Consider the following 24085-nt stretch of genomic DNA (forward strand, 5'->3'; position numbering starts at 1 on the left):
CCGCACAAGACGCCATGTCTTACACCGCAGAAGCCATCGAAGTTCTCTCCGGGCTGGACCCGGTGCGCAAGCGTCCGGGCATGTACACCGATACCAGCCGACCGAACCATCTGGCTCAGGAGGTCATCGACAACAGCGTCGACGAGGCACTGGCCGGTCATGCGCGCGCCGTGCAGGTAATCCTGCACGCCGACAATTCCCTGCAGGTGATCGACGATGGCCGCGGCATGCCGGTGGACATCCATCCCGAGGAGGGGATCTCCGGCATCGAGCTGATCCTCACCAAGCTGCACGCGGGCGGCAAGTTCTCCAGCAAGAACTACCAGTTTTCCGGCGGCCTGCATGGGGTGGGCATCTCGGTGGTCAACGCGCTGTCCACCCGGGTCGAGGTCACCGTCCGGCGCGACGGCAGCGAATACCGCATGAGCTTCGTCGATGGCTACAAGGCCAGCGAGTTGGAGGTGATCGGCAGCGTCGGCAAGCGCAACACCGGCACCAGCGTGCAGTTCTGGGCAGATCCCAAATACTTCGATTCGCCCCGCTATTCGGTGACGCGCCTAAAGCATGTGCTCAAGGCCAAGGCTGTGCTCTGCCCCGGTCTGCTGGTCAGCTTCGAGGACAAGAACGCCGGCGAGAAGCTCGAGTGGCATTACGAGGCGGGTCTGACCTCCTACCTCGCCGAAGCGGTAAGCGAATTTCCTCGCCTGCCCGAGGCGCCCTTCATCGGCAGCCTGGCCGGGACCCGGGAAGGCGTCGACTGGGCAGTACTCTGGCTGCCTGAAGGCGGCGAAGCGGTGCAGGAGAGCTACGTCAACCTGATCCCGACGGCGCAGGGCGGCACCCATGTCAACGGCTTGCGCCAGGGGCTGCTCGATGCCATGCGGGAGTTCTGCGAGTTCCGTACGCTGCTGCCGCGGGGGGTCAAGCTGGCGCCGGAGGACATCTGGGAGCGCATCGCCTTCGTGCTCTCGATGAAGATGCAGGAGCCGCAGTTTTCCGGGCAGACCAAGGAGCGACTGTCGTCCCGCGAGGCTGCGGCATTCGTCTCCGGGGTGGTCAAGGACGCCTTCAGTCTCTGGCTCAATGCGCACCCGGAGCTGGGGCTGCAACTGGCCGAGCTGGCCATCAGCAACGCCGGGCGCCGACTCAAGGCGAGCAAGAAGGTCGAGCGCAAGCGCGTCACCCAGGGTCCGGCCCTGCCCGGCAAGCTGGCCGATTGTGCCGGCCAGGACAGCGCCCGTTCCGAGCTGTTTCTGGTGGAGGGCGATTCGGCTGGCGGCAGCGCCAAGCAGGCCCGCGACAAGGAGTTCCAGGCGATCATGCCGCTGCGCGGCAAGATCCTGAACACCTGGGAGGTCGATGGCGGCGAGGTGCTCGCCAGTCAGGAAGTACACGACATCGCCGTGGCGATCGGAATCGATCCGGGTTCCAGCGACCTGTCCCAGCTGCGCTACGGAAAGATCTGCATCCTCGCCGATGCCGACTCCGATGGCTTGCACATCGCGGCCTTGCTCTGCGCGCTGTTCGTACGCCATTTCCGCCCGCTGGTGGAGGCCGGGCACGTGCATGTGGCGATGCCGCCGCTGTACCGGATCGACCAGGGCAAGGACATCCACTACGCCCTCGATGAGGCCGAGCGCGACGGCATTCTCGAGCGACTGGCGGCCGAGAAGAAGCGCGGCAAGCTGCAGGTCACCCGCTTCAAGGGGCTGGGCGAGATGAACCCGTTGCAGTTGCGCGAGACCACGATGGACCCCAACACCCGGCGACTGGTGCAACTTTCGCTGGACGACTTCGACCAGGCCCGCGAGGTCATGGACATGCTTCTGGCGAAAAAGCGCGCCGGTGATCGCAAGAGCTGGCTTGAAGCCAAAGGTAACCTCGCCGAGGTTCTGATTTGATCCGCGCGTTGGGGGTTATCGCCTTGCTGGCACTGCCGCTGTACAGCGCCGCGGAAACGTCGCCGCCACCACCCGAGCTGGTACTGGTAAGCGAGCATCCGGTGGAAGGCATACCTGGCGGCAACCTTTCCGGGCTGGCCTGGTGCGGCGACGGCTTGCAGGCCGTGTCCGATCGTGACGATCACCATCTGTACCGACTCGATATGCGAGAAGCAGTCTGGCAGGCCGAAGCGGAGCGTCTCGAGCCTCCGCCGGTACCTGACAGCGGTCTGCCCTGGGGGCTGCGCATGCGCACCCTGGCGATCTCGCCGTTGCGTGGTGGCTCCCTGGATTTCGAGGGCTTGAGTTGCGACGCGCTGGGCAATCGTTACCTGCTCAGTGAAGGTCACGCGGCGGTGCTGCGGGTCTCGGCCACCGGTGATGCGCAATGGCTAGATCTCCCGCGGAGCCTGCTGCGCCAGGCGCGTGCCAGTGGCATGATGCTCAAATACAACGCGCTGTACGAAGGTATCGCGGTGGACCCCAAGGGTGAGCGCCTGTGGCTGGCGGCGGAGCGTGAGCGTCGCGGCCTGCTGGTGGTACACCGCAACGGCGCCCGCTGGCGTTGCACGGGCGGTTGCGTGCTGCTCAGCGAGGGAGGCATGGTGCACTCGCCCGTGCGTGAGGAAGAGCGCTGGGTGTCGAAGGATTTCACCGCCCTGGCCTGGTTCGACAACAAGCTCTTCACCCTCGAGCGTGCCGCCCACCAGCTGTGCCGGCGAAACCCGGCCAATGGCGAAGTCGAGCGTTGCTGGTCATTTGCCGCGACGGCTGGCGAGGCGGATCGCCGTTATGCCCAGGGCGACGGCCACGCCGAGGCCCTGTGGGTCGATGCCGACGGGGTCTGGGTCGGGCTCGACAATAATTTTCTGCCCCGCGGCGACGGCGATGCACGGCCGATCATCTGGCGCTTCGCCGCCCCCCGCGGGGGCTGGGGAGCGCGGCGGTGACCACGCAGCCGGGGCGCCGCGCCGGCCGGGTCATGCTGGTACTGGCCTGGGTGGCCGGTTTGTACCTGGCCACACAATTCTTTTCGGAATGGGAGTTCAGCCGGCTCAATCCCAACCTGACGCCGGAGTCACAGCGTACCGGCGAGTTCATCGAGGTCACCCTGAGTGGCAATGCCCAGGGACATTTTGTCGCCGCCGGCCGGATCAATGGCGAGCGGGTCACCTTTCTGCTGGACACCGGGGCCACTGACGTGGCGGTGCCGGCGCGGCTCGCCGAGCAACTCGGCCTGAGCCGCGGTCAACCGCAGCCAGTGATGACCGCGAGCGGCCCGAGCACGGGCTACCGTACCCGCATCGAGCGTCTGGAACTGGGTGACATCGTCCTGAACGGGGTGCCGGCTCTGCTGATCCCGGACTTCGACAGCCCGGTGGTACTCCTGGGGATGAGCGCCCTCAAACAACTCGAATTCACCCAGCGCGCCGGCACCATGCTGCTGCGCCAACACGTCACGGAACAACCATGAGCGTTTCGCTAGATCCGAGCCTGGAGGGTGTCGAGCGTCGATCCCTCGCCGACTTTACCGAGCAGGCCTATCTGAACTACTCCATGTACGTGATCATGGACCGCGCCCTGCCGCACATCGGCGATGGGCTCAAGCCCGTTCAGCGGCGCATCGTCTATGCCATGAGCGAACTGGGACTGGACGCCGACTCCAAGCACAAGAAGTCGGCACGGACGGTCGGCGATGTGCTAGGCAAGTACCACCCCCATGGCGACTCGGCGTGCTACGAAGCCATGGTCCTGATGGCCCAGCCGTTTTCCTATCGCTACCCCCTGGTGGACGGGCAGGGCAACTGGGGCGCGCCGGACGACCCCAAGTCGTTTGCCGCCATGCGCTATACCGAAGCCAGGCTGTCGCGCTATTCCGAGGTGCTGCTGTCCGAGCTGGGCCAGGGTACCGTGGAGTGGACGCCGAACTTCGACGGCACCCTCGACGAGCCCGCGACCCTGCCGGCGCGACTGCCCAACCTGCTGCTCAACGGCACCACCGGCATCGCCGTGGGCATGGCCACCGACGTGCCGCCGCACAACCTGCGCGAGGTGGCAGCGGCCTGCGTGCGGTTGCTGGACGAGCCCAACGCCACGGTGGAGCAGCTCTGTGAGCATGTGCCGGGGCCCGATTACCCGACCGAGGCGGAAATCGTCACGCCGAGGGCCGACCTGCTGAAGATGTACGAGAGCGGCCGTGGCTCGGTGCGCATGCGCGCGGTCTACCGGGTGGAGGACGGCGACATCGTGGTTACTGCACTGCCGCATCAGGTCTCCGGCGCCAAGGTGCTCGAGCAGATTGCGGGGCAGATGCAGGCCAGGAAGCTGCCGATGGTGGCTGACCTGCGTGACGAGTCCGACCACGAGAACCCGACCCGGATCGTCATCGTGCCGCGTTCGAACCGAGTCGAGGTGGAGGCCCTGATGCAGCACCTGTTCGCCACCACCGACCTGGAGTCGAGCTACCGGGTCAACCTCAACGTCATTGGCCTCGACGGCAAGCCGCAGGTCAAGAACCTGCGCAGCCTGCTGGGTGAGTGGCTGACCTACCGCATCGGCACCGTGCGGCGGCGGCTGCAGTTCCGCCTGGACAAGGTGGAGAAGCGGCTGCATCTGCTGGAAGGCCTGTTGATCGCCTTTCTCAACCTTGACGAGGTCATCCAGATCATTCGCTCCGAGGACCAGCCCAAGCCGGTGCTGATGGCGCGATTTGGCCTGACCGACATGCAGGCCGACTACATCCTCGATACCCGTCTGCGCCAGTTGGCGCGGCTGGAAGAAATGAAAATCCGGGCCGAGCAGGACGAGCTCGCCAAGGAACGCGATCGCCTGCTGGCGCTGCTCGGTAGCGAGAGCAAGCTGCGCAAGCTGGTGCGCAAGGAGCTGCTGGCCGACGCCGAGCGCTACGGTGATGCGCGCCGCTCACCCATCACCGAGCGGGCCGAGGCCCGCGCCCTGGCTGAAAACGAGCTGATGCCATCCGAGCCGGTGACCGTCGTCCTGTCGGAAAAGGGCTGGGTACGCTGCGCCAAGGGCCACGAGGTGGACGCCACCGCGCTCTCTTACAAGGCCGGCGACGGTTACAAGGCCGCCGCCGCAGGCAAGTCCAACCAGTTCGCCGTGTTCATCGACAGCACCGGGCGCAGCTATTCGCTGCCGGCCCATTCGCTGCCTTCGGCACGCGGGCAGGGTGAGCCGCTGACCGGCCGCCTGGCCCCTCCACCTGGAGCGTCGTTCGACTGCCTGTTGCTGCCCGAGGACGAGGCGCTCTACGTCATTGCCTCCGATGCCGGTTACGGTTTCGTAGCCAAGGGAGAGGACCTGCAGGCAAAGAACAAGGCCGGCAAGGCGCTGCTCAGCCTGCCGGCGGGCGCACGGGTGATGCCGCCCCGGCGCCTGGCAAGTGCCGAACAGGACTGGCTGGCGGCGGTCACCACCGAGGGGCGCCTGCTGGTGTTTCGCGTCCGCGATCTGCCGCAGCTGGCCAAGGGCAAGGGCAACAAGCTCATCGGCATCCCCGGCGAACGGGTGGCGAATCGCGAAGAATATATGGTCGACCTTGTCGTGCTGCCAGAAGGTGCGGCGCTGTCGCTGCAGGCCGGCAAGCGGACACTGTCGATCAAGCCGGACGACCTGGAGTATTACAAGGGCGAGCGAGGGCGGCGCGGCAACAAGCTGCCGCGGGGTTTCCAGCGGGTCGATGGGTTACTCGTGGACACCGGCCGGAGCCTATAGAGCAGGTGCGCAGATGACAGTCCAGGGGCGAACCACAGCACAGCTTGGCTGGATGGACGATCAGGATGGCATGGCTGTCCTGCAGCTGTCCGGCACCTGGACGCTGAGAGCTGAAAAACCCGAACTGCTCGATATCTGGCGCAGTCGAGCGCGTCCGCCAGGCACCGTGCTGTTGCAGATCGAGTCGCTGGACGACTGGGACAGCAGCCTGCTGGCCCTGCTGCGCCGGCTGCAAAAGCTGGCGGGTTCGTCCGGCTCAGAGCTGCGCTACGGCAATCTGCCCGAAGGGGTGGAGCGCCTGCTGAGGATGGCAGACGAGTCGCCGAAACGGCCTGAGGGAGCCCCGCGACCGCGCTACGGCCGCGTTTCCCGCGTAGGGCTGAAGGCGATCGGCGTGCGTGACGCGCTGGTCAATGCCTCGCAGTTTGTCGGCGAGGTCCTGCTTGGTCTCGGGCGCCTGTTCAGCGGACGCTCGCGCATGCGCCGCAGCGATTTTCTGCTCGCGCTCGCCCAGTGCGGGCCTGGCGCGCTGCCTATTGTCGGCCTGATCGCCACCCTGGTCGGACTGATTCTGGCCTTTGTCGGCGCCGCTCAACTCCAGGCGTTCGGTGCTCAGCTTTATATCGCCAATATGGTCGCCATCGGCATGACCCGGGAAATGGGTGCGCTGATGACCGCCGTGATCCTGGCCGGGCGCACCGGCGCTGCCTATGCCGCCGAGCTGGGCAGCATGCAGGCCAACGAAGAGATCGATGCCTTGCGCACCTTCGGGTTTCCTCCTCTGGATTTCCTGGTCCTGCCGCGGCTACTGGCGTTGCTGATCGCGCTGCCCCTGCTCACGGTATTCGCCGACGCGCTGGGGATTCTTGGCGGCTTCATCATCGGCGCTGGGCTGTTCGACATCTCGGCACCGCTCTACATCAGCCAGAGCCTGGAAATGCTGACCATGACGGACTTCCTGCTGGGCCTGTTCAAAAGCCTGGTGTTCGCCGTCCTGATCGGGTTGATCGGCTGCTATTACGGCCTGTCCTGTGGGCGCAATGCGCAGGCTGTGGGGCAGGCGACCACGCGCGCGGTGGTCAGCATCATCGTGGCACTGGTGATCAGCGATGCGCTGATCACGCTGATCTGCACCCAGTTGGGGATCTGACATGACCGACGCGGCCCTGATTGTCGAAGGCATGAGCGCGGGCTATGGCAAGCTGGTGGTGCAGCGCGACCTGAACTTCAGCATTCGGCGCGGCGAGGTGTTCGTCATCATGGGGGGCAGCGGCACCGGCAAAAGCACCCTGCTGCGGCACCTCATTGGCCTGCAGGCCCCCCTCGCCGGGCGCATGCTGTTTCACGGCGAGGATTTCTGGGCACGGGGAGAGACTGCCCGAGCCGAGCTGCAGCGACATTTCGGCGTGCTCTACCAGAACGGTGCCTTGTGGAGCGGTATGACCCTGCGCGAGAACATCACGCTGCCGCTGAAAACCTATAACCCACATCTGGTCGCCGCGGAGCTGGATGAACTGGCGGCGATCAAGTTGTCCCTGGTGGGGCTGGGGGGTTGCGACGAACTCTATCCCGCCGAGCTGTCGGGCGGCATGCGCAAGCGCGCCGGCCTGGCTCGGGCGCTGGCACTGGACCCTGACATATTGTTTCTGGACGAACCCTCGGCCGGGCTCGATCCGTTAAGCTCCATGGCTCTGGATGAGCTCATCCTGCAACTGCGCGATAGCCTCGGTGCCAGCATCGTGCTGGTAACCCACGAATTGCCGAGCATCTACCGGGTGGCCGACACCTGCCTGTTTCTCGACAACCAGACCCGCACCCAGATTGCCCTGGGGCCGCTGCAGCAACTGCTCGATGAATGCCCTCATCCCACCGTGCAGCGTTTCCTGCGGCGCAGCCCGCAACCGGAGGATTCATGAGCGAGACGCGCAAGCCTTTCCTGATCGGTGCCTTCGTGCTGAGCGGCCTGGTGCTCATGGCCGGTGCGTTGCTGCTGCTTGGTCGTGACACCTGGTTCCGCCCCGCGAGCCAGTACGTGGTGTATTTCACCGGAGCGCTCGATGGCCTGTCGGTGGGTGCCGATGTGACGTATCGCGGGGTGAAGGTTGGCACCGTGCGGGATATCCGTCTCTCGTTCGACCGCGAGTTGCAGGACGTGGTGATGCCGGTCGTGGTGAGCATCGACCCGGTGGCGGGGCGAGACGACCAGCGCATGGACCAGATCGTCGAGCGCCTGGTCGAACGCGGGCTGCGCGCCCAGCTCCAGACCCAGAGCCTGGTCACCGGCCAGGCGATGGTGACCCTCGACATCTTTCCGGGGCGTCCGGGCTACGTCCGCGAGCCCAACGACCTGGGGCTTCCGGCGATCCCCAGCGTTCCCTCGCGGGTGGATCAAGCCGCCGACATCCTGCGCGACCTGGCCGGCAGCATGCGCGACTTGCCGCTGGAGGAAATGGTGCTGTCGCTGAACAACACCCTTCAGGCTGTCGAGCGGCTGGTGGCCTCGCCGGAGTTGCGTGACGGCCTAGGCAATCTCAACGCGACCCTGGCCAATCTTGAGGGTTTGACTCAACAATTGCAGCGACAAATGCCGGCTATCCTGGATAATGTAGAGCGCAGCAGCGCCGACATGGGCGAGGTCATGGGCGAGTTTCGCCAGACTGCCAGACTTGCCCAGAAGGCGCTGCAGCAAGTGCAGGGACTTGCCGGCGAGGCCTTGGGAAGCCTTGGGCCCCAGTCGGAGGCGCAGTACGAATTGCTAAGGACGCTGGAGCAGATGGGACAAGCCAGCAAGGCCTTGCAACGGACCGCCGAAGGCCTTCAACAGCAACCCCAATCGCTTATCTTCGGCCAGCCACGGTGATTTCAAACATGCGTCTCTCGCACTTGACCGCTCTTGTCAGCCTGACCGCGATACTCGGATTGGGCGGCTGTGTCAGTTCGCCCCCTTCCCAGTTCTACCAGCTCCAGAGTGGTGCGCCCGAGTTGCCGGAGGCGAGCTCAGGGGTCGCATTGCTGCTGGGGCCGATGACGGTGGCCGATTACCTGCAGCGCGAAACCCTGGTACAGCGTCAAGCCGATGGCAGCCTTACCATCGACAACGGCATGCGCTGGGCCGGGAGCCTGCAGGACGACATGGCCCAGTTGCTGGTTCGCCAGCTCGCCAGCGAACTGAGGACCAGCCGTGTCGCGGTCTATCCGGACCGGATCGGCTTTCGTCCCGAGGTCCAGGTTCTGCTCAATCTCGTACGCCTCGACTCGGGGCCGCAGCAGCCGGCGGTACTCGAGGCGCAGTGGCGTCTGCTGGATGGCAAGAGCGAGATGCGCAACACCCAGATGCTGCGCCTGCAGGGCGAACACGATGGCTCGGTGAGCGACCAGGTACGTGCCCAGAGCGAATTGCTGAAAAGGCTCAGTGAGCAGTTGGCCATGGCGATACGTCCCATGATGGCGCGTACACCAGTCCGAGGCGCGCCCAAGGCGCTGACCCAGGCCGAGCCCGTCAAGCCGGCCGAAGAAACTCCTCGGGTACCACCTCCACTCAGAACCGACCTCGAGGTCTATCGCTTCTGAGTCGCGTCTCCGCTCATACTCGGTGCTGAGCTTCCTGCAGGTGGGCCAGCTGGCGCTCCAGTAGCGCTGGATAGGGAGCCTGCAGCCCTTCGATGGCACTGGCGCCAGCCGGCTTGGCGACTCGACGCACGCGGGCCCGCTGGCGCACCAGGGCGTCCTCCCCCACGCTGCTCTCCACCAGCAACAGGTTGCGGCTGTGCTGCGACAGTCCCAGCGCGGCCTGTACCGGCTCGCTGAGCAGCAGGTCTCCCTGGCTCAGCTCGGCCAGCCCGGTGCCCTGAGACAATCCCAGCTGAAGCGGAAGCGGTTCGTTCAGGTCACTCTGCACGCAATGCACCTGGGCGCGCAGCAACTCCCCGCAGCAGATCGCATGGGTCAGAAAGTTCTGCTCGTTGCCGCGGCTGTTGAACAGGATCAATCCGCTGCCATCCTTGAGCATCTGCAAGTCCGCACGATAGAGAGTAGCCACCTGATCGAGGCCGTCGCGGTGCCGCTGCAGCAACTCCTGGCGCAGCGCGGCGGGCAGCGCTCTGATCCGCTCCTGGCCACCCAGTTGTACCGCCAGAACTGCTGTGCGGATAGGCATGGTCGGCTTGCTGACCACCTTTTCCGCCCGCTGGGGCGTGGCAGGCGAAGTGGGCAGGGGCGCTGGAGCGGGCCGGTCGCTGGGCGTCGGTGCCTTTCCCAGCGAGGGATCGTCATCCTCGTCATCGGCGCAGTCCGGCTCAGTGTCGTCGAGCGGCGCCTGCTCGTCCTCTTCCTCTCGTACTTCCGGCTCTGGCAACAGGCGGGTCTGCAGCTGGCGCGCCAGTTCGCCAATCTCGTCCTGGCGCCCGGCACCGGGGGCGGGGAAATCCGGGTCACGCAGCCAGACGCGCAGTTGCATCAGTGGCAGGGAAATCCGCCGGCCAAGGCGCAGGCTCAGGATCAGGGTCAGCGCCAGCAGGATCAGGCTCAGCAGCCCCATGTTCTGAAGGCTGATGGACATCGGCTGGTGGAACTGCTGCATGTCCAGGCTGATGCTCAGGCGCCCGGCAATGGCTTCCTGGATGGTGATCGAAGTGGAAAATATCCCCTGATCATCCAGCAGATGGCGGCGAGGTGCGGTGCCCGCCTCGGCCAGCACACGGTTGTCGACGCTGTGAATCGCCGCGTGAGCCACCAGGGGGTTCTGCACCAGGTTGCTGAGCAGCACGTTGAGACTGAGCATGTCGTTGGCCACCAGCTGTTCGGTGGCCGACGCGGCGGTCTGGGTGATCAGGCTCTGGCCCAGCGCATTGGCGTGCTGGTCCATGGCATGCTTGAGCTGCATGCCCATGATCCAGCCATGCAGCACGAGCGCGAGCACCACCAGCAGCAGGGTATGGCTGACGATGCGCAGGACCAGAGGAATTCGCCGCAGACGCAAGGCGTTGAAGAGCATGACGAAAATATTGTCGGATTTGACGGAGGCAGGCCGGTTCACAAAAAGCACGGCTCTTCGGCTGTGGAATTGGCCGGCAGTATAGCCAGCGGTCGGGGTGGCAGGATAGCCGCGAACATGCCCGTCCGGAGACTAAACAGGCTAGAATTCAGGCCTTTGCCATTTAGGGAGTTGCGCCTTGCGCGAGATCGTCCTGATCAACATCACCGGGGAAGATCGGCCCGGTCTGACCGCCGCCGTGACCGGTATCCTGGCTCAGGGTGAGGTGAACATTCTCGACATCGGCCAGGCGGTGATCCACGACACCCTGTCGTTCGGCATCCTGGTGGAGATTCCCGGTACCCCGGCTGGCTCCTCAGTGCTCAAGGATCTCCTGTTCACCCTTTACGGGCTCGACCAGCAGGTGCGCTTCACGCCGGTTTCCGAAGAGGAGTATCGGCAGTGGGTCAGCGGCCAGGGCAAACCTCGGCACATCGTGACCCTGCTGACGCGCAAGGTGACCGCCGAACAGCTGCAGCGGGTCAGTTCGATCACGGCCAAGTACGGGTTGAACATCGACCGCATCGACCGCCTCTCCGGGCGCAGGCCGTTGGACATGCCTGACGAGCGCGGAAAAGGCTGTATCGAACTGTCGGTGCGCGGCGAGCCGGCCGATCCGAACGCCATGCGCGCTGATTTTCTCAGTGTGGCTCAGCAGCTGAACGTCGACATCGCCTTCCAGCGCGACACCGTGTTCCGCCGCAATCGCCGGCTGGCCGTGTTCGACATGGACTCGACCTTGATCGAGGCGGAAGTGATCGACGAGCTGGCCAAGGAGGCTGGGGTCGGCGAGCAGGTGTCGGCCATCACCGAGCGGGCCATGCGCGGCGAGCTGGATTTCCGCGCCAGCTTCAAGGAGCGCCTGGCGTTGCTCAAGGGCCTGCCGGAAAGCGTGCTGGCCAAAGTCGGTGCCGGCCTGCAGCTGACCGAGGGGGCCGAGGTGCTGTTCACCGAGCTCAAGCGGCTTGGCTACAAGACCGCGATCCTTTCCGGTGGCTTTACCTATTTTGCCCACCAGCTGCAGCAGAGGCTGGGTATCGACTATGTCTTTGCCAATGAACTGCAAATCCTCGACGGGCGCCTTACCGGTGTCGCCATGGAGCCCATCGTAGATGCCCAGCGCAAGGCCGACCTGCTCGCCGAGCTGGCCGAGCGGGAAGGACTGCGCTTGGAGCAGACCATTGCGGTCGGCGACGGAGCCAACGATCTGCCGATGCTCGGGCTGGCCGGGCTCGGCGTCGCCTTCCGCGCCAAGCCCCTGGTCAAGCAGTCGGCCAAACAGGCGATTTCCACCCTTGGCCTGGACGGCATCCTCTATCTGCTCGGCTACCGCGATCGTGAAGGCGGCGAAGCCTGAGGCTTAGCCGCAGCCTCAGGGCTTGATCGCCACCTTCAGCACGCCGTCGCGCTGGTTGGCGAAAAGGTCGTAGGCCTTCTCGATGTCATCCAGCGCATAGTGGTGGGTCACCAGCGGCGTGAGGTCCAGACGTTCGGCGGCGACGATGTTCATCAGCCGGCGCATGCGTTCCTTGCCGCCCGGGCACAGCGACGTGATGATCTTGTGGTCGCCCAGGCCGGCATGAAAGGCCGACAGGGGAATGCTCAGGTCGCTGGAGTAGACCCCGAGGCTGGAAAGCGTGCCGCCGGGCTTGAGCACCCGCAGCGCGCCCTCGAAGGTCGACTGAAGACCCAGCGCTTCGATGGCCACATCGACGCCGCGCCCTCCGGTCAGTCGCAGCACCTCCTCCACCACGTCCACTTCGCGAAAGTTGAGCGTGACGTCGGCGCCCATCTGCCGCGCGACCTCGAGTCGCTCCCCGATGCCGTCGATGGCGATGATCAGACTGGCACCGCGCAACCGGGCACCAGCCGTGGCGCACAGGCCGATCGGGCCCTGGGCGAAGATCGCCACCAGGTCACCGATGCGGATGTTGCCGGCCTCGGCGCCGGCAAAGCCGGTCGACATGATGTCCGGACACATAAGCACCTGCTCATCGGTCAGCCCGTCAGGCACGGGCGCCAGGTTGGCCTGGGCATCGGGCACCAGCACATACTCGGCCTGGGTGCCGTCGATACTGTTGCCGAAGCGCCAGCCTCCCATGGGCTTGTAGCCGTGGCAGCTGCAGCCACCGTCCTGGCTGGGCAGTCCGTCCTGGCTGGCATAGGAGCCGAAACTCGGGCAGATGGCGCCAGCGATCACCCGCTGGCCTTCCTGATAGCCCTGGACACTGCTGCCGAGCGTCTCGATGACGCCCACCGGCTCGTGGCCGATGGTGAGGCCCGAGGCGACGGGATATTCGCCCTTGAGGATATGAACGTCGGTGCCGCAGATGGTCGTGGTGGTGATCCGGATCAGCGCATCGTTCGGGCCGACGTCGGGGATGGGTTTGTCCTGCAGCTCGATGCGACCGGGTTCGACAAAGACGGCGGCTTTCATCATGACCATCATGATCTCCTCTGGGCTTCGGGTTCCCTGGAAATTCTAGCCTAGCCTGGGGAGCTCGCAGCTGACCGACATCAAGGCCTGTTCAGCTGTCCTCACTGCTGAAGTCGTAATTCATCGATTGGCTGGGGCCCTGCAGGTAGTAGCCCTGAATGTAGTTCACGCCCGCCTGCCAGATGTTGGCGAGCATGCTGGCCGATTCGATGAACGGCACGATGCTCAGCTTGTTCAGCTTGTGCAACTCGCCCAGCAGCGCCGTCAGCGCCTGGACCCCTTCAGGCCTGGACAGGTTCTGCGCGAAGCTGCCATCGACCTTGACGAATTCCGCAGGCAGGTGGGTGAACAGGTTGAGCGGATTGCCGGCGCGGCCGAAGTGACTCACGGCGATCTTGCAACCAAGCGACCTGAGGCCCTGGGCCAGGGGCTTGGCCTGGGTCAGGTAGGTGGTCGCGTCCGCTTCGTCGAACTGGAATACCAGGGCGTCTCCTGGCAGGCGAGAGGCCTTGAGCGCAGCGCCGAGCCAGGGCAGCAGCGCCGGGTCCTGCAGGCTGGCGGCGCACAGATGCACGAACAGGCGGGTCTTGTGCCCTTTGGCATGGTGCTCGTGGAGCAGTTTGATCGAGTTGAGGAGTACCCAGCGGTCGATGGTCACCGCCAGGCCCGCTTCGATAGCCGCTTCCAGGAAGTCACCGGGCGGGACCTCTTCGCCCTTGGGGTTGAGCAGCCGAAGCAAGACCTCATAGTGCTCGTGGCTATCGCCAAGTAGGCTGATGATGGGCTGGAACAGCAGGCGGAAACTGTTGTTGTCGAGCGCCTGGCGGACCATGGCCTGGACATTGCCGCGGTTGGCTGCGGCCGCGATTTCCTCGGCAGGATCGAAGCGCTTGACCCCATTGCCTTCGGTGAGGTCGTCGGCGCAACGATGGGCGCGGTCCAGTATCGCCTGGGCATCGTCGATCTTCCTGTCGAGCCCGGCGATGCCGATGCTCAGGGTGATCTGGATGGTGCGGCCGTCGATTTCAAAGAGGTGGTCGCCTACCTTGCGCAGCAGTGCTGCCATTGCCGGTTCGGCCTGCGTCGGATTGAGCTCGGGCTGCAGCAAGGTGAACTGATCATCGCCAAAGCGCGCGAGTTCGGTGCCAGGCGGCAGTTCGCGGAGCAGGAGCTGGGCCAGTTCGGCAAGCAGTTGGTCAGAGTCGGCCAGGCCGATTTCCGCCTGCAGGCTGGAGAAGCGATCGATGCGGATAAAGGCCAGGCTGGCTTCGCCCTGTCCGCCGAGACGCTGTTCGACAGCGGAACCCAGGAGCTCGAGGAAGTGGCTGCGGTTGTGCAGGCCGGTCACCGCGTCCTGACTGCTGATCTCGCGCAGCTTTTCCTCGAGTTCGGCATTGCTCGTTTCCGCCCGGATCGACACCTGGATACAAGGTTCGCCATCGAAAATGGCCGGCGACAGGTGGATCTGCGTCTTGAAGGCGCTGCCATCGCCGCGAATGCCATCGCAGGGGAGCTCGCTCGCCTCCGGGCGGGTCTGGTAATTGCGCAGAAAATCCTTGAAGTTGACCTGATCGCAACCGGCGATCAGGTCGATCAGAGGCATGCCCTCGAGTTCGTCGGCGTCTTCGTAGCCGAACAGGTCCAGATAGCTTCGATTGGCGTAGACGTGCATGCCGTCATGGACATAGGCAATGGCATCGGCCGAGCTTTCCAGCAGCAGGTGGCAGCGCTTTTCGGCCTCCTGAAGCAGCGCTTCGACCTGGCGCCGCGCACGGCGCTGCGCCAGGTCGGCCAGTTCACGGTTGGCCACCAGGATCAGGCGTTCGTCTTCACCCTGGGGTACCGCGTCACGGGCACCCAGTATCAGGGCTTCGGTGATGGCATCGGAGTCGTTGTCGGCGGTGAGCTGTATCGCCGGAAGGTCGGTCGCCTGGCGAGCCGCGCGGAGCGCATCGCCAGGGGGCAGCAACTCGCTTTGCGGTGCCAGGAGCAGCAGATCCCAGGGGCGCTGCAGGGCCTGCTCCAGCACCTCGTGGCTGGTCAGGCGCTGCGCACGGGTCGCATGGCCGGCGTTGCGGAAAAGGCTGACGAGGCGCTCGGCTTCATTCTGCGAGTCTTCGAGGATGAGCAGGCGGAGTGTGTGCTTTTCCTTGGGCATGGTTTACAGCTTGAACCGCGCGACGAGCGCCTGGAGAAAGGGAGTCGCCGGCAATCTACAAAAGCTCCCAGAGCGAGTCAAAGCCTTCCGCCGCGCCCACCGGCTGCGCATGGCGTGTTGTGACCGGCATCTCCTCGCGGGCCATCTCCAGCGTTCGGTAGGTGAACTCGCCGTAGCTGGGAGTGCCGCTGCGTCGCTCACAGAGCACGGCACTGTAGTCGCGTTTGTTGTCGAGGATGCGTACGTTGGATCCTTCACGGAAGGGCATGTTGGGCGCGATGAGGCTCGCCGGGGAGCGCATGGTGGCGTTTTCCGGAATCATAAGCGTGCGAAGGTAATGGCTGTTCTGGCCATCACTGTTGACCAGTCGCAGGGCGCAGGGATGCGCGTGACGGGTCTTGAGCTGTATGCCCATCTGGGTGCCGCCCTGGTGCAGCTGACGAACCCAGCGCACCGTGGCCAGGATCCAGTGCTGATCGCGGTCACGCAGGGCCACCAGTTCGCCGACCTGGAGCTGAGCCGGTACGTCTTCGGGCCAGGTCAGTCGGTAGCCTTCGGCGCTCTGGTCGACGATGCCGAAGCGAAAGGTGGGATGGCTGACCGAAGGCGCCTCGCTGGCCAGCTCGAAGGCAATGCTCTGCAGTTCCGGCCTTGCCTCACTGGCCTCCGACGGGGTGTGCACGAAAGCGGCGCTCCAGGGGTCGGCGACGGGTTTGGTTTTCTTGCGCTCCGCCTCGATCTGGTTATTTTGCTCGAGCATCTCGTCGAAATTGCGTTCGCCGCTGAGGTAGAAGTGAACCGCCGTCATGCCGATGCAGAGCTCAAGCTCACCCTCGCCGGCGCTGCGAGGAAAGCTGCGCTCGGCCATGCCATCCCAGGCTGTGCAGAGATGACGAAGCAGATCGTCGTCCAGTTCGTCGGCGCGCGACAGTTCCGAAAGGTGGCGCTGCTTGGTGGGCATCTTCAGGTATTCGGCGATCACCGCCGAGAGTGGCTGGGCATTGATGCCCAGCCAGCCTTCCAGCATTTCGGGCGGAACCAGCGAGCGATAGCGAGGTGCCCCGTCGATGGGCGGGATCACCACGAACTGACAGCTTGGCGCGCTGGCTGGCTGCAGATGCACCAGCGGGCTCCAGCCCTCGAGCAGATCGCCGAGCTTGCCGATGCTGCGCTGACGCAGCTGATTGCTGCGAGCGGCCCCAAGCAGCAGCGCCGCGAGGTAGCTCTGCTCGATACTCATGCTGCGGGCCGGCTTGGTCAGCGGGTCGCTGATTGCCTGGCGCTCCAGCCCATGCTTGCGTGCGGTCTCGAAGAGCAGGTGCAGCTCTACCCAGGCGCTGTCCGGAACCACATTGTACAGCTGGCACGCCCGCACCAGGGCGGCGTACAGGCTGCGAATGGCGCGCTGCGAGGCCAATGCCAGCGGTTCGGGCTGGTCGCTGGCCGAGTGGCTGCCGCCGCCTTGGGCGATGTACTGCTGGACCACCAGCTTGTAGCCGTCGGCCAGATAGTTGTGCAGGGTCTGGCACAGGCCGGCCACCTTGCGCCCCTGGTGATCCAGGGCCAGGGCCTTGTCCAGGAAGTGCCGTTCAAGATGCTTGCAGGTCTCGTGAACCTCCGGGCGCAGCAGTTCAAGCAGTGGCAGGCGCTCGGCGGGAGGCAGTGGCAACTCGTTCAGCTCTTTAAGCGCCTGGAACAGGCGACGAGCTGTCTCCCCGAGGTTGGCCCTGGGAAGGTGGCTTAGCCATTCGGCCAGCGGGCCGGGGGCCGCCTTGCAGAACGACAGTTTCTGTCGTGACTGGTTGGGTGCGCGCAATAGCAAATGAGGGCTTTGTGTGTCCAACTGCGACTCCCTGGCTCGTGTTCGCTAACGGGGCGGGCTACGGGTACGTCCTGTAAGGCCCGGTGAATGTCAGATTGTCGGGACGATCGGCGGGGCCGCGCTTCGCGCCTGCCCCAGGCTCTCGCCCATGCGCACCGGGCTCAGGGCGCGCAGGTCCTCGGCCCAGCGCACCTGATCGGGGCCGAACAGCAGGATGACCGTGGAGCCCAGCTTGAAACGGCCCATTTCAGCGCCCTTGGCCAGGTGAATCGGCGCGCGCGCCGCCTCGTCATAGCAAATGCTCTTGAGGGTCCGCTTCGGCGGCGTGACCAGGCCGGCCCAGACGGTTTCGATGCTGGCGACGATCATGGCGCCCACCAGTACCATGGCCATGGGCCCGTGCTCGGTATCGAACAGGCAGACCACGCGCTCGTTGCGGGCGAACAGGCCCGGAACGCCCTCGGCCGTGACCGTGTTGACCGAAAAGATCCGCCCGGGCACGTAGATCATCTCGCGCAGTGTGCCTTCCAGCGGCATGTGCACGCGGTGATAGTCCTTGGGAGACAGATAGACAGTGGCGAACTCGCCGCCCATGAAGGGCGCGGCGCGCTGGTGATCGCCGCCGAGCAGTTCGGTCAGACTGTAGCTGTGGCCCTTGGCCTGGAAGATGCGACCCTGTTCGATGCTGCCCAACTGGCTGATGGCGCCGTCGCAGGGGTTCAGGATCGCGCCCGGCGTCGGGTCCAGCGGGCGTGCGCCCTCTTTCATGGCGCGGGTGAAGAAGGCATTGAAGTGTTCGAATTCGTCGATGCGCTCGATCTGCGCCTCGCGCATGTCGACCTGGAAGTGGCGAATGAAGGCTTTGATGAAGGCGTTCTTCAGCCAGCCGATCCGGCACTCGGCGAGCAGGCCTGCCGCGCGCGAGATGAGGTGATGAGGCAGTACGTATTGGCTGAGAACGAACAGGCGATCTTTCATGCGGTGAGTTTTCATCGTTCGATAGGCGTGTCGGGCATATTACCCCATTCGCCCCATGAGCCGGCGTAGGCCTTTACCCTAGGGTAGCCGAGCGCCTTGGCCACCAGGTAGGTGAAGCCCGAGCGGTGGTGGGTCTGGCAATGGGTGATCACTTCCTTGTCAGGCGTGATTCCGAGGCCCGTCAGTCGCTCGGCGATGTCCTCGCGAATGCGCAGGCCGCGCGCCGGATCCATCCCGGCGGTCCACTCGAAGTTCACCGCGCCCGGGATATGCCCGCCGCGTGCGGCAACAAGTTTCTCGCCCGTGTATTCGAGAGGGCCGCGCGCATCCCAGACTGCCAGATCCGCCGCGCCCAGGCGGCCGAGCAGGTACTCTCGGGTGGCCGTGGGCGCATCGTGCAGAGAGAGCGTCGCCACGCCGTCCTGGTCGGGTGGCATTTCCCGGCTCAGCGGGAGCCCTTCGGCGAGCCAGGCATGCAGGCCCCCGTTGAGGTAGTGGTAACGGGTATGGCCGATGACGTCGAGCAGCCAGATGAAGCGGCCCGCCCAGCCGCCGCCTTCGTCGTCATAGACCACATAAACTGCGTCGGCGCGGTGGCCCAGCGCGCCGAACAGGCGTTCGAGCTGCGCTTGGGGAGGCAACAGGCCGGGCGCTGGCGGCTGGCCAAGCTGTGTCAGCTTGGGGTCGACGAAACGCGCGCCAGGAAGGTGGCCCTCGGCGTAGCGCGCGGCACTGGTCAGATCGACCAGGATCAGCTCCGGCGCGGCCAGGCGGGTCACGAGATCAGAGGGTTCGATGACCAGGGGCAAATCGGCAAAGGCGGGCACGAGGGTCCTCCGGCTGACAAAAAAACGGGCGCAGTGTAACCAAAGCCCGGTAGGTTGTGTGGGTACTCTGCATCAGCGTGGGCGCCGAGCGAAGAGTTCCAGGGCACGATCGATGCACTGCACGGTCTTGCCGAATGCCTGCACGGCCATCGCGTTCAGCGCGGCGCCGCGCTGGTCGGCGACAACCAGCATCAGTACCCGGCCATTGCTGGCTACCGACCGGAGCATCAGGTGCTCGCTGACGAACAGCGCTTTCAATGCGCCCGGCAGCAACGCCGTGAAGCGCGCGATATTGTCGGCGTTCAGGTGCAGCTGGCGTGGCTGATCCACCATCTGGCGCAGCAAGGGGCTGTGCGCAAGGTCGATCTGCAATTCTTCGGCCTCGGTAGGCAGCCCCTGCGTCTGTCCAGCCACCAGCAACTGGCGGCCTCGATCCAGATGGAGCAGCAGAATCCGCTGCATGCCGCCAGCTGTCAACGCCTCGCGCGCCGCCGTGGCCAGTTGCTGGGGATTGGCAAAAGGGCTGGGATCGCGCAACAGCTCGGCACAGCATTCCCGCCAACGCGAGACATTACCTGACACAGCCGTCGCCGCCGGCGCCTGGGCCGCCGGATAACTGCTCTGCCAAGGCCAGATCAATGCCAGGGCCGGGTGCCAGAGGCCGGCCGGAGTATGAACACGGGCACTTATGACCGCCTCCCGGTGCATCAACTGCTGGAGGGTTTCCAGCGGATGCTGCAGGTAGAGTGCTGCCAGGCGTTGCCAGCGCAGGGTATGCGGCGCGCTCCAGCTGTGATGCGCGGCGATTGCCAGGCCATTGGCCAGCACGGGCGTGTTGCTCGGAAGGGTCAGCCAGCGGCGCAGCTCCGGATCATCATCCAGCCGCTGCTGCTGGTGCAACGGGTCGGCATGATCGCGGGCGATATGCAGGGCCTTGACCAGTAGGCGGCGGTCCTCGCTGAGCAGGCGATAGCCCTGGGCAATCCAATCGGGCAGGCGCCAGTGGCGGGCGACCTCGGCGCACAGCTCCAGGAGACTGACGCCCAGCAAGTCGCGCTCCACCCGCATGGATGGCTCGCCACGTCCGAGTACTCGCTGCTCCCAGGCATGCAGCAGTTGCGGATAGGCGCAGGCCAGCGCCCAGGCCGGGGCAAGGAACAACAGTGAGCTCCAGTGGATCTCCTGCCAGAGCCGGGCCAGGCGCTGGCCGAAGAGTCCCCTGGCCTGTTGGCTGGCGTGCTGGCTGACCACCAGTAACTGGAAGAACGCCGGTAAGGGTTGTGCGGGATCGAGGGTGGGCAGCCGGCCCAGCAACTCGCTGGCGCGCTGCAAGCCTATCCGGGTAAGCGCAACTTCCAGGCTCTCGGCCGTGGCGCCCAGGGACTGCCGGTTGCGATTGGCTTCGCGAAGGATCTCCAGGGCCAGCACCGGACTGCCCTGAATCGACTCGGCCATCTCACGCAAGGAGCGCCGCTCATCGCCCAGGGCTCGTCGCGCCCTGGAGCTCTCTTCGGCCGTGACCGGGAGGCGCACCCCATCGAGGGCCTTGATCCAGGCCGGTATCGAGCGGGGAGTAGGGATCGGGGTCGGCATGGTGCGCCACTAGCTTTTGGGCAGGAGGGTCTTTAGTCTGGCGCAATTCGACCGATAACTAAATTGCATGTTGAGTCTAGTCTCGCTCATTGGTTCCGTTTGCGACGGCCGCTGGGTTTTCGCTCGGAGTATGGAATCGCTTCATGGTCAAGATCATCGGCATCATCGTCGTTTTCGCCAGTGTCCTGGGTGGCTTCGTGCTCTCGGGGGGCAAGATCGCCGCGCTCATTCACCCCTTCGAAGTGCTCATCATCGGTGGGGCGGCCTTTGGCGCCTTCCTTCAGGCCAACTCCGGTAGCACCACACTGCTGGTACTGAAGAAGTCCCTGAAGATGTTCGGCACGCGTTTCACCCAGGCCTACTACCTTGAAGTCCTGAGCCTGCTTTACGAGATCCTCAACAAGAGCCGGCGTGAAGGGATGATGGCCATTGAGGCGGACATCGAGGACCCGGCCGCCAGCCCGATCTTCAGCAAGTATCCGAGCATTCTCCAGGACCAGCGCATGACCGCCTTCGTGGCCGATTACCTGCGCATCATGTCCTCCGGCAACATGGCGCCCCACGAACTCGAAGGGCTGTTCGACATGGAACTGGCCAGTCTCAAGGAGGAACTCGAACACCCTGCGCATGCGGTTGGCCAGGTGGCTGACGGCTTGCCCGCGATGGGTATCGTGGCGGCCGTGCTCGGCATCGTTATTACCATGTCGATCCTCGCCGAAGCGGACAACGCGATGATCGGCTACAAGGTGGGCTCGGCCCTGGTCGGGACTTTCCTCGGGATTCTTGCCTCCTACGGCTTCTTTGGCCCGCTGGCCGCAGCGCTCGGTCATGACGCCAAGGAAGAGCTGAACGTATTCGAAGCGATCAAGGCCACCCTGGTGGCCTCTGCGTCCGGCATGCCGCCGACGCTGGCGGTGGAGTTCGGTCGCAAGGTGCTCTACCCCGGCCACCGCCCGAGCTTTGCCGAGCTCGAGCAAGCCATGCGCGGAAACTAAGCGCCGATCATGGACAACAGCCAGCCGATCATCGTCAAGCGGGTCAAGAAGGTCGTCGGTGGTCATCATGGCGGCGCCTGGAAGATCGCCTTCGCCGACTTCGCCACCGCGATGATGGCCTTTTTCCTCGTAATGTGGCTGATGACCTCGGCAACCCCCGAGCAGAAACAGGCGATTTCAGGTTACTTCCAGGACCCGATCGGCTTCAGTGAAAGCGCCAGTCCCTTCGTCATCGACCTGGGTGGCTCGCCGACGCCAGCGCCTGATCGAACCTTGAATCCGCAGGTGGATTTCCCCGACGATGTCGGGGCCACTCGTTCGCTGGACAACATCGACACCAGCAATGCCGAACAACTGGCCGATCAGCTCGAGCGCGAACGGCTGGAACTGCTGCTCCAGGAGCTGCAGAACAAGGTAGATGACGATCCTGAGCTTCGTTTTTTCCGCGAGCAGATCCTCTTCGACATCACCCAGGACGGTTTGCGCATCCAGATCCGCGACGCAGAGAACCGGCCCATGTTCGGCCTAGGCAGCGCACAACTGCAGCCCTACTTCGAAGACATCCTGCTCATTCTTGCCGACACCCTGCGCGGCGTGCCGAACAAGACCAGCATCAGCGGCCACACCGACGCCAAACCTTTCGCCGGGGGCAACAACGGCTTTGGCAACTGGGAGCTTTCCGCCAACCGTGCCAATGCCGCGCGCCGCACCCTGATCATGGGTGGCTATCCAGAAAACCAGATCGCCCGCGTGGTCGGCTACGCCTCCACGGCCCTGTTCGACCGGGAAAACCCCACCAACCCGGTCAACCGCCGCATCGAGATCATGGTGCTCACCAAGCGCGCGCAACAGTCCATCGAAGACGGCCAGAGCCCCGAGCTGCCGACGTCAACGCCAACGCCGCCTGCACCTCCAGCACCCGCCGAGCCCGCCATCAATGCAGAGCCCCGGGCGCTGAGAGGGACGGAGCTGCGCCAGCAGCTGAATATCTTCGAGGAGGGAGTGTTGAGGTTTCAGCAGTGAGGTAGGGGGCGAACCGGCCTGGAGGCTTGGCGGATACCCTCCATTGCCAAGAGCCGGTGACCAATGAGCTGTTCAGAAACGACAAAGGCCCGCATCGCTGCGGGCCTTTGTCGTTTATATGGTGCCGGCACCAGGAGTCGAACCCGGGACCTACTGATTACAAGTCAGTTGCTCTACCAGCTGAGCTATACCGGCACAAGAGGCCCGCATTATAGCCAACCGCAGCCGTGAGTAAACCATTGAGTTACTTCAGTTTCGCTCGGCCAGCAGGAGCAGGTTGCGGGGGGTGAGTTGCGGGTCGCAGAAGGTGCCGAGGCGGACCTTGTATCCGTGCTCCTCGAGGAGCAGGGCGCGGTCGAGGGTAAGCCAGAGTTCCAGGGGGCGGCGGAACAGGGCGCGGACCAGTTCGAGGTTACGGACCTGGGCCAGGCGCTGCCAGCCGGCCCTTTCGAGGCTGGCCCAGTCCCAGGGGCCGGGGCTGGATAGGCCTTTCAGGGAGGCGAGGTCGCGGCAGTAGTCGGCGAAATCCTTCTGTAGCCAGTCGGCAGGCAGAGACGGGGTCGGCAGGTAGCTGTCCTCGCCCCGCAGCTGGCGTTGCAGCAGGTCGAAGCCGAGGCGCCAGGCCATGGACTGATCGCGCTGACGGCGCACCCGGGCGCCGGCGGTGACGGTTTCGCGGATGGGCAGGCGCAGGTCTTCCAGGTCCAGGGTGAGCGCCGATGCCTGGGCGATACGCGACAGGGGTCGATATTCCGGATCGCGGGTGCGGTTGTAGCAGCAGGGTGCTATGGCCAGTTGCGTGCAGCCTTGTCTGATGGCCAGTTCCAGCAGGCGCACATGCAGGTCGCCGCAGGCGTGCAGAGCTACAGGTGTGCTCTGCGGGTCGAGATGCCGAAGGGTGTCGTCGGCGAGGACGTCCTGCTGTCGATGTTTGGCTGTGATCCCCAGTTTTTCGCTGAGCCGGGCGCCTGACTCGACCAAAGCGGGGTCCCATTCAAGGCAGGTGAGGGCCTCGCCGTGGCGCGCCAGCCGCCGGCCCAGGTGACCCTTGCCAGCGCACCAGTCGAGCCAGTGGGTCGGGGCCCGGGTGAATTGCAGTCGTGCTGAGAAGGCTTCGATCTGCTGCCATTTGCGGCCGGGTACGTCGACGGACAGGCGTGGCTCGGTCGCCTCGATCGTGCCGGCCGGTAGCGGATCGAGCTGGCTCAGCCGCTGGGCCTGGGCGGCGATGCTGGGGAAGGGGGCCGGCGCGTCGAGGCTGGTGGGGTCTGCCTGGGCTGTTTCGGCCTGCTCCAGGTTGCGGCTGCGTAGCCAATGGGCGAGCTCGGTATGGGCGGTTTCCCAGGCCGGCTGGCGCTCGGTGAAGGGGCGCGGGCGCCAGAGCGACTGGTGCGCGACGAGAAAGGCGTCCAGGGCCTGGAAGTGATCGAACAGGGACATGGCGCGGGCGTTCGGGATCGAGGGCGTGAGTGTAGCGAAGCACGCCGGGGCTAGGTCACTGAGGTTTGTCGGAGCCCGCAACAGGCCCTGCCCGGAGGTGCCCCT

At 65.0% G+C, this 24085-nt stretch carries 19 protein-coding genes and 1 tRNA gene; 11 read left to right on the top strand and 9 right to left on the bottom strand.

Translation table 11 applies throughout. From position 1 onward, the window contains the following. Positions 1-14 precede the first annotated feature (14 nt). The 8 genes from parE to ACFOMF_RS08035 are packed head-to-tail and all read left to right on the top strand — an operon-like array spanning position 15 to position 9245. Entirely contained in the window at positions 15-1901 is a 1887-nt protein-coding gene (parE, locus tag ACFOMF_RS08000; RefSeq protein WP_386363362.1) for a DNA topoisomerase IV subunit B, read from the top strand. Then, on the top strand, positions 1898-2890 hold the full coding sequence (locus ACFOMF_RS08005) for an esterase-like activity of phytase family protein (protein WP_386363364.1): 993 nt from the start codon (positions 1898-1900) through the stop codon (positions 2888-2890). Before parE ends, ACFOMF_RS08005 begins: the two co-directional genes overlap by 4 nt. A gap of 32 nt (positions 2891-2922) precedes the next feature. Continuing rightward, positions 2923-3414, top strand: a complete 492-nt coding sequence (locus tag ACFOMF_RS08010; RefSeq protein ID WP_386363608.1) for a retropepsin-like aspartic protease family protein — start codon at positions 2923-2925, stop codon at positions 3412-3414. After that, the gene (gene parC / locus ACFOMF_RS08015) at positions 3411-5675 is read left to right on the top strand and encodes a DNA topoisomerase IV subunit A (RefSeq protein ID WP_386363367.1); all 2265 of its coding nucleotides are present in this window, start codon (positions 3411-3413) and stop codon (positions 5673-5675) included. The genes ACFOMF_RS08010 and parC overlap by 4 nt, the downstream gene beginning before the upstream one ends. 13 nt (positions 5676-5688) lie before the next feature. Next, positions 5689-6825 carry an MlaE family ABC transporter permease gene (locus ACFOMF_RS08020; RefSeq protein WP_386363370.1) on the top strand — a complete coding sequence of 379 codons (1137 nt, stop codon included), beginning with the start codon at positions 5689-5691 and terminating at the stop codon, positions 6823-6825. A 1-nt stretch (position 6826) separates the two neighbouring features. Further along, positions 6827-7591, top strand: coding sequence for an ABC transporter ATP-binding protein (locus tag ACFOMF_RS08025; protein WP_386363372.1), 765 nt, complete (start codon positions 6827-6829; stop codon positions 7589-7591). After that, positions 7588-8535 (top strand): MlaD family protein, encoded by a 948-nt coding sequence (locus tag ACFOMF_RS08030; RefSeq protein ID WP_386363375.1) that lies wholly within the window; start codon positions 7588-7590, stop codon positions 8533-8535. The genes ACFOMF_RS08025 and ACFOMF_RS08030 overlap by 4 nt, the downstream gene beginning before the upstream one ends. Before the next feature lie 8 nt (positions 8536-8543). Continuing rightward, the gene (locus ACFOMF_RS08035; protein WP_386363378.1) at positions 8544-9245 is read left to right on the top strand and encodes a PqiC family protein; all 702 of its coding nucleotides are present in this window, start codon (positions 8544-8546) and stop codon (positions 9243-9245) included. A gap of 13 nt (positions 9246-9258) precedes the next feature. Here the strand turns inward: ACFOMF_RS08035 and ACFOMF_RS08040 are convergent, their stop codons facing one another. Further along, positions 9259-10710 (bottom strand): histidine kinase, encoded by a 1452-nt coding sequence (locus ACFOMF_RS08040; protein WP_386363381.1) that lies wholly within the window; start codon positions 10708-10710, stop codon positions 9259-9261. A gap of 136 nt (positions 10711-10846) precedes the next feature. On the opposite strand from ACFOMF_RS08040, the gene serB reads away from it, so the two are divergent. Then, positions 10847-12064 (top strand): phosphoserine phosphatase SerB, encoded by a 1218-nt coding sequence (gene serB / locus ACFOMF_RS08045; RefSeq protein ID WP_386363384.1) that lies wholly within the window; start codon positions 10847-10849, stop codon positions 12062-12064. A gap of 15 nt (positions 12065-12079) precedes the next feature. Here serB and ACFOMF_RS08050 read toward each other — a convergent pair whose 3' ends face one another. From ACFOMF_RS08050 to ACFOMF_RS08075, 6 genes are all read right to left on the bottom strand, one after another. After that, positions 12080-13156 carry an NAD(P)-dependent alcohol dehydrogenase gene (locus tag ACFOMF_RS08050; RefSeq protein WP_386363387.1) on the bottom strand — a complete coding sequence of 359 codons (1077 nt, stop codon included), beginning with the start codon at positions 13154-13156 and terminating at the stop codon, positions 12080-12082. A gap of 79 nt (positions 13157-13235) precedes the next feature. Then, positions 13236-15302: an EAL domain-containing response regulator gene (locus ACFOMF_RS08055; RefSeq protein WP_386363390.1), complete on the bottom strand. Its 2067-nt coding sequence runs from the start codon at positions 15300-15302 to the stop codon at positions 13236-13238. Positions 15303-15357: 55 nt separating this feature from the next. Then, positions 15358-17145, bottom strand: coding sequence for a molecular chaperone (locus tag ACFOMF_RS08060; RefSeq protein ID WP_386363393.1), 1788 nt, complete (start codon positions 17143-17145; stop codon positions 15358-15360). A 69-nt stretch (positions 17146-17214) separates the two neighbouring features. Then, the gene (gene asd, locus ACFOMF_RS08065) at positions 17215-18102 is read right to left on the bottom strand and encodes an archaetidylserine decarboxylase (protein ID WP_386363396.1); all 888 of its coding nucleotides are present in this window, start codon (positions 18100-18102) and stop codon (positions 17215-17217) included. A gap of 11 nt (positions 18103-18113) precedes the next feature. Next, positions 18114-18929 (bottom strand): rhodanese-like domain-containing protein, encoded by an 816-nt coding sequence (locus ACFOMF_RS08070; protein ID WP_386363399.1) that lies wholly within the window; start codon positions 18927-18929, stop codon positions 18114-18116. Between the two features lie 72 nt (positions 18930-19001). Beyond that, positions 19002-20522, bottom strand: a complete 1521-nt coding sequence (locus ACFOMF_RS08075) for an HDOD domain-containing protein (protein ID WP_386363402.1) — start codon at positions 20520-20522, stop codon at positions 19002-19004. Between the two features lie 143 nt (positions 20523-20665). Between ACFOMF_RS08075 and motA the strand changes: the two genes are divergently transcribed. Continuing rightward, entirely contained in the window at positions 20666-21517 is an 852-nt protein-coding gene (gene motA / locus ACFOMF_RS08080) for a flagellar motor stator protein MotA (RefSeq protein WP_386363405.1), read from the top strand. A 9-nt stretch (positions 21518-21526) separates the two neighbouring features. Continuing rightward, positions 21527-22540, top strand: coding sequence for a flagellar motor protein MotB (gene motB, locus ACFOMF_RS08085; RefSeq protein ID WP_386363408.1), 1014 nt, complete (start codon positions 21527-21529; stop codon positions 22538-22540). Between the two features lie 119 nt (positions 22541-22659). On the opposite strand, the gene ACFOMF_RS08090 is transcribed toward motB, so the two are convergent. Both ACFOMF_RS08090 and ACFOMF_RS08095 read right to left on the bottom strand, forming a co-directional pair. Next, positions 22660-22735: transfer RNA gene (locus ACFOMF_RS08090), tRNA-Thr, on the bottom strand. Between the two features lie 54 nt (positions 22736-22789). Further along, positions 22790-23980 (bottom strand): methyltransferase, encoded by a 1191-nt coding sequence (locus ACFOMF_RS08095; protein WP_386363410.1) that lies wholly within the window; start codon positions 23978-23980, stop codon positions 22790-22792. Positions 23981-24085 lie beyond the last annotated feature (105 nt).

Source organism: Stutzerimonas tarimensis (assembly GCF_042648805.1).
Taxonomy (GTDB): Bacteria; Pseudomonadota; Gammaproteobacteria; order Pseudomonadales; family Pseudomonadaceae; genus Azomonas; species Azomonas tarimensis.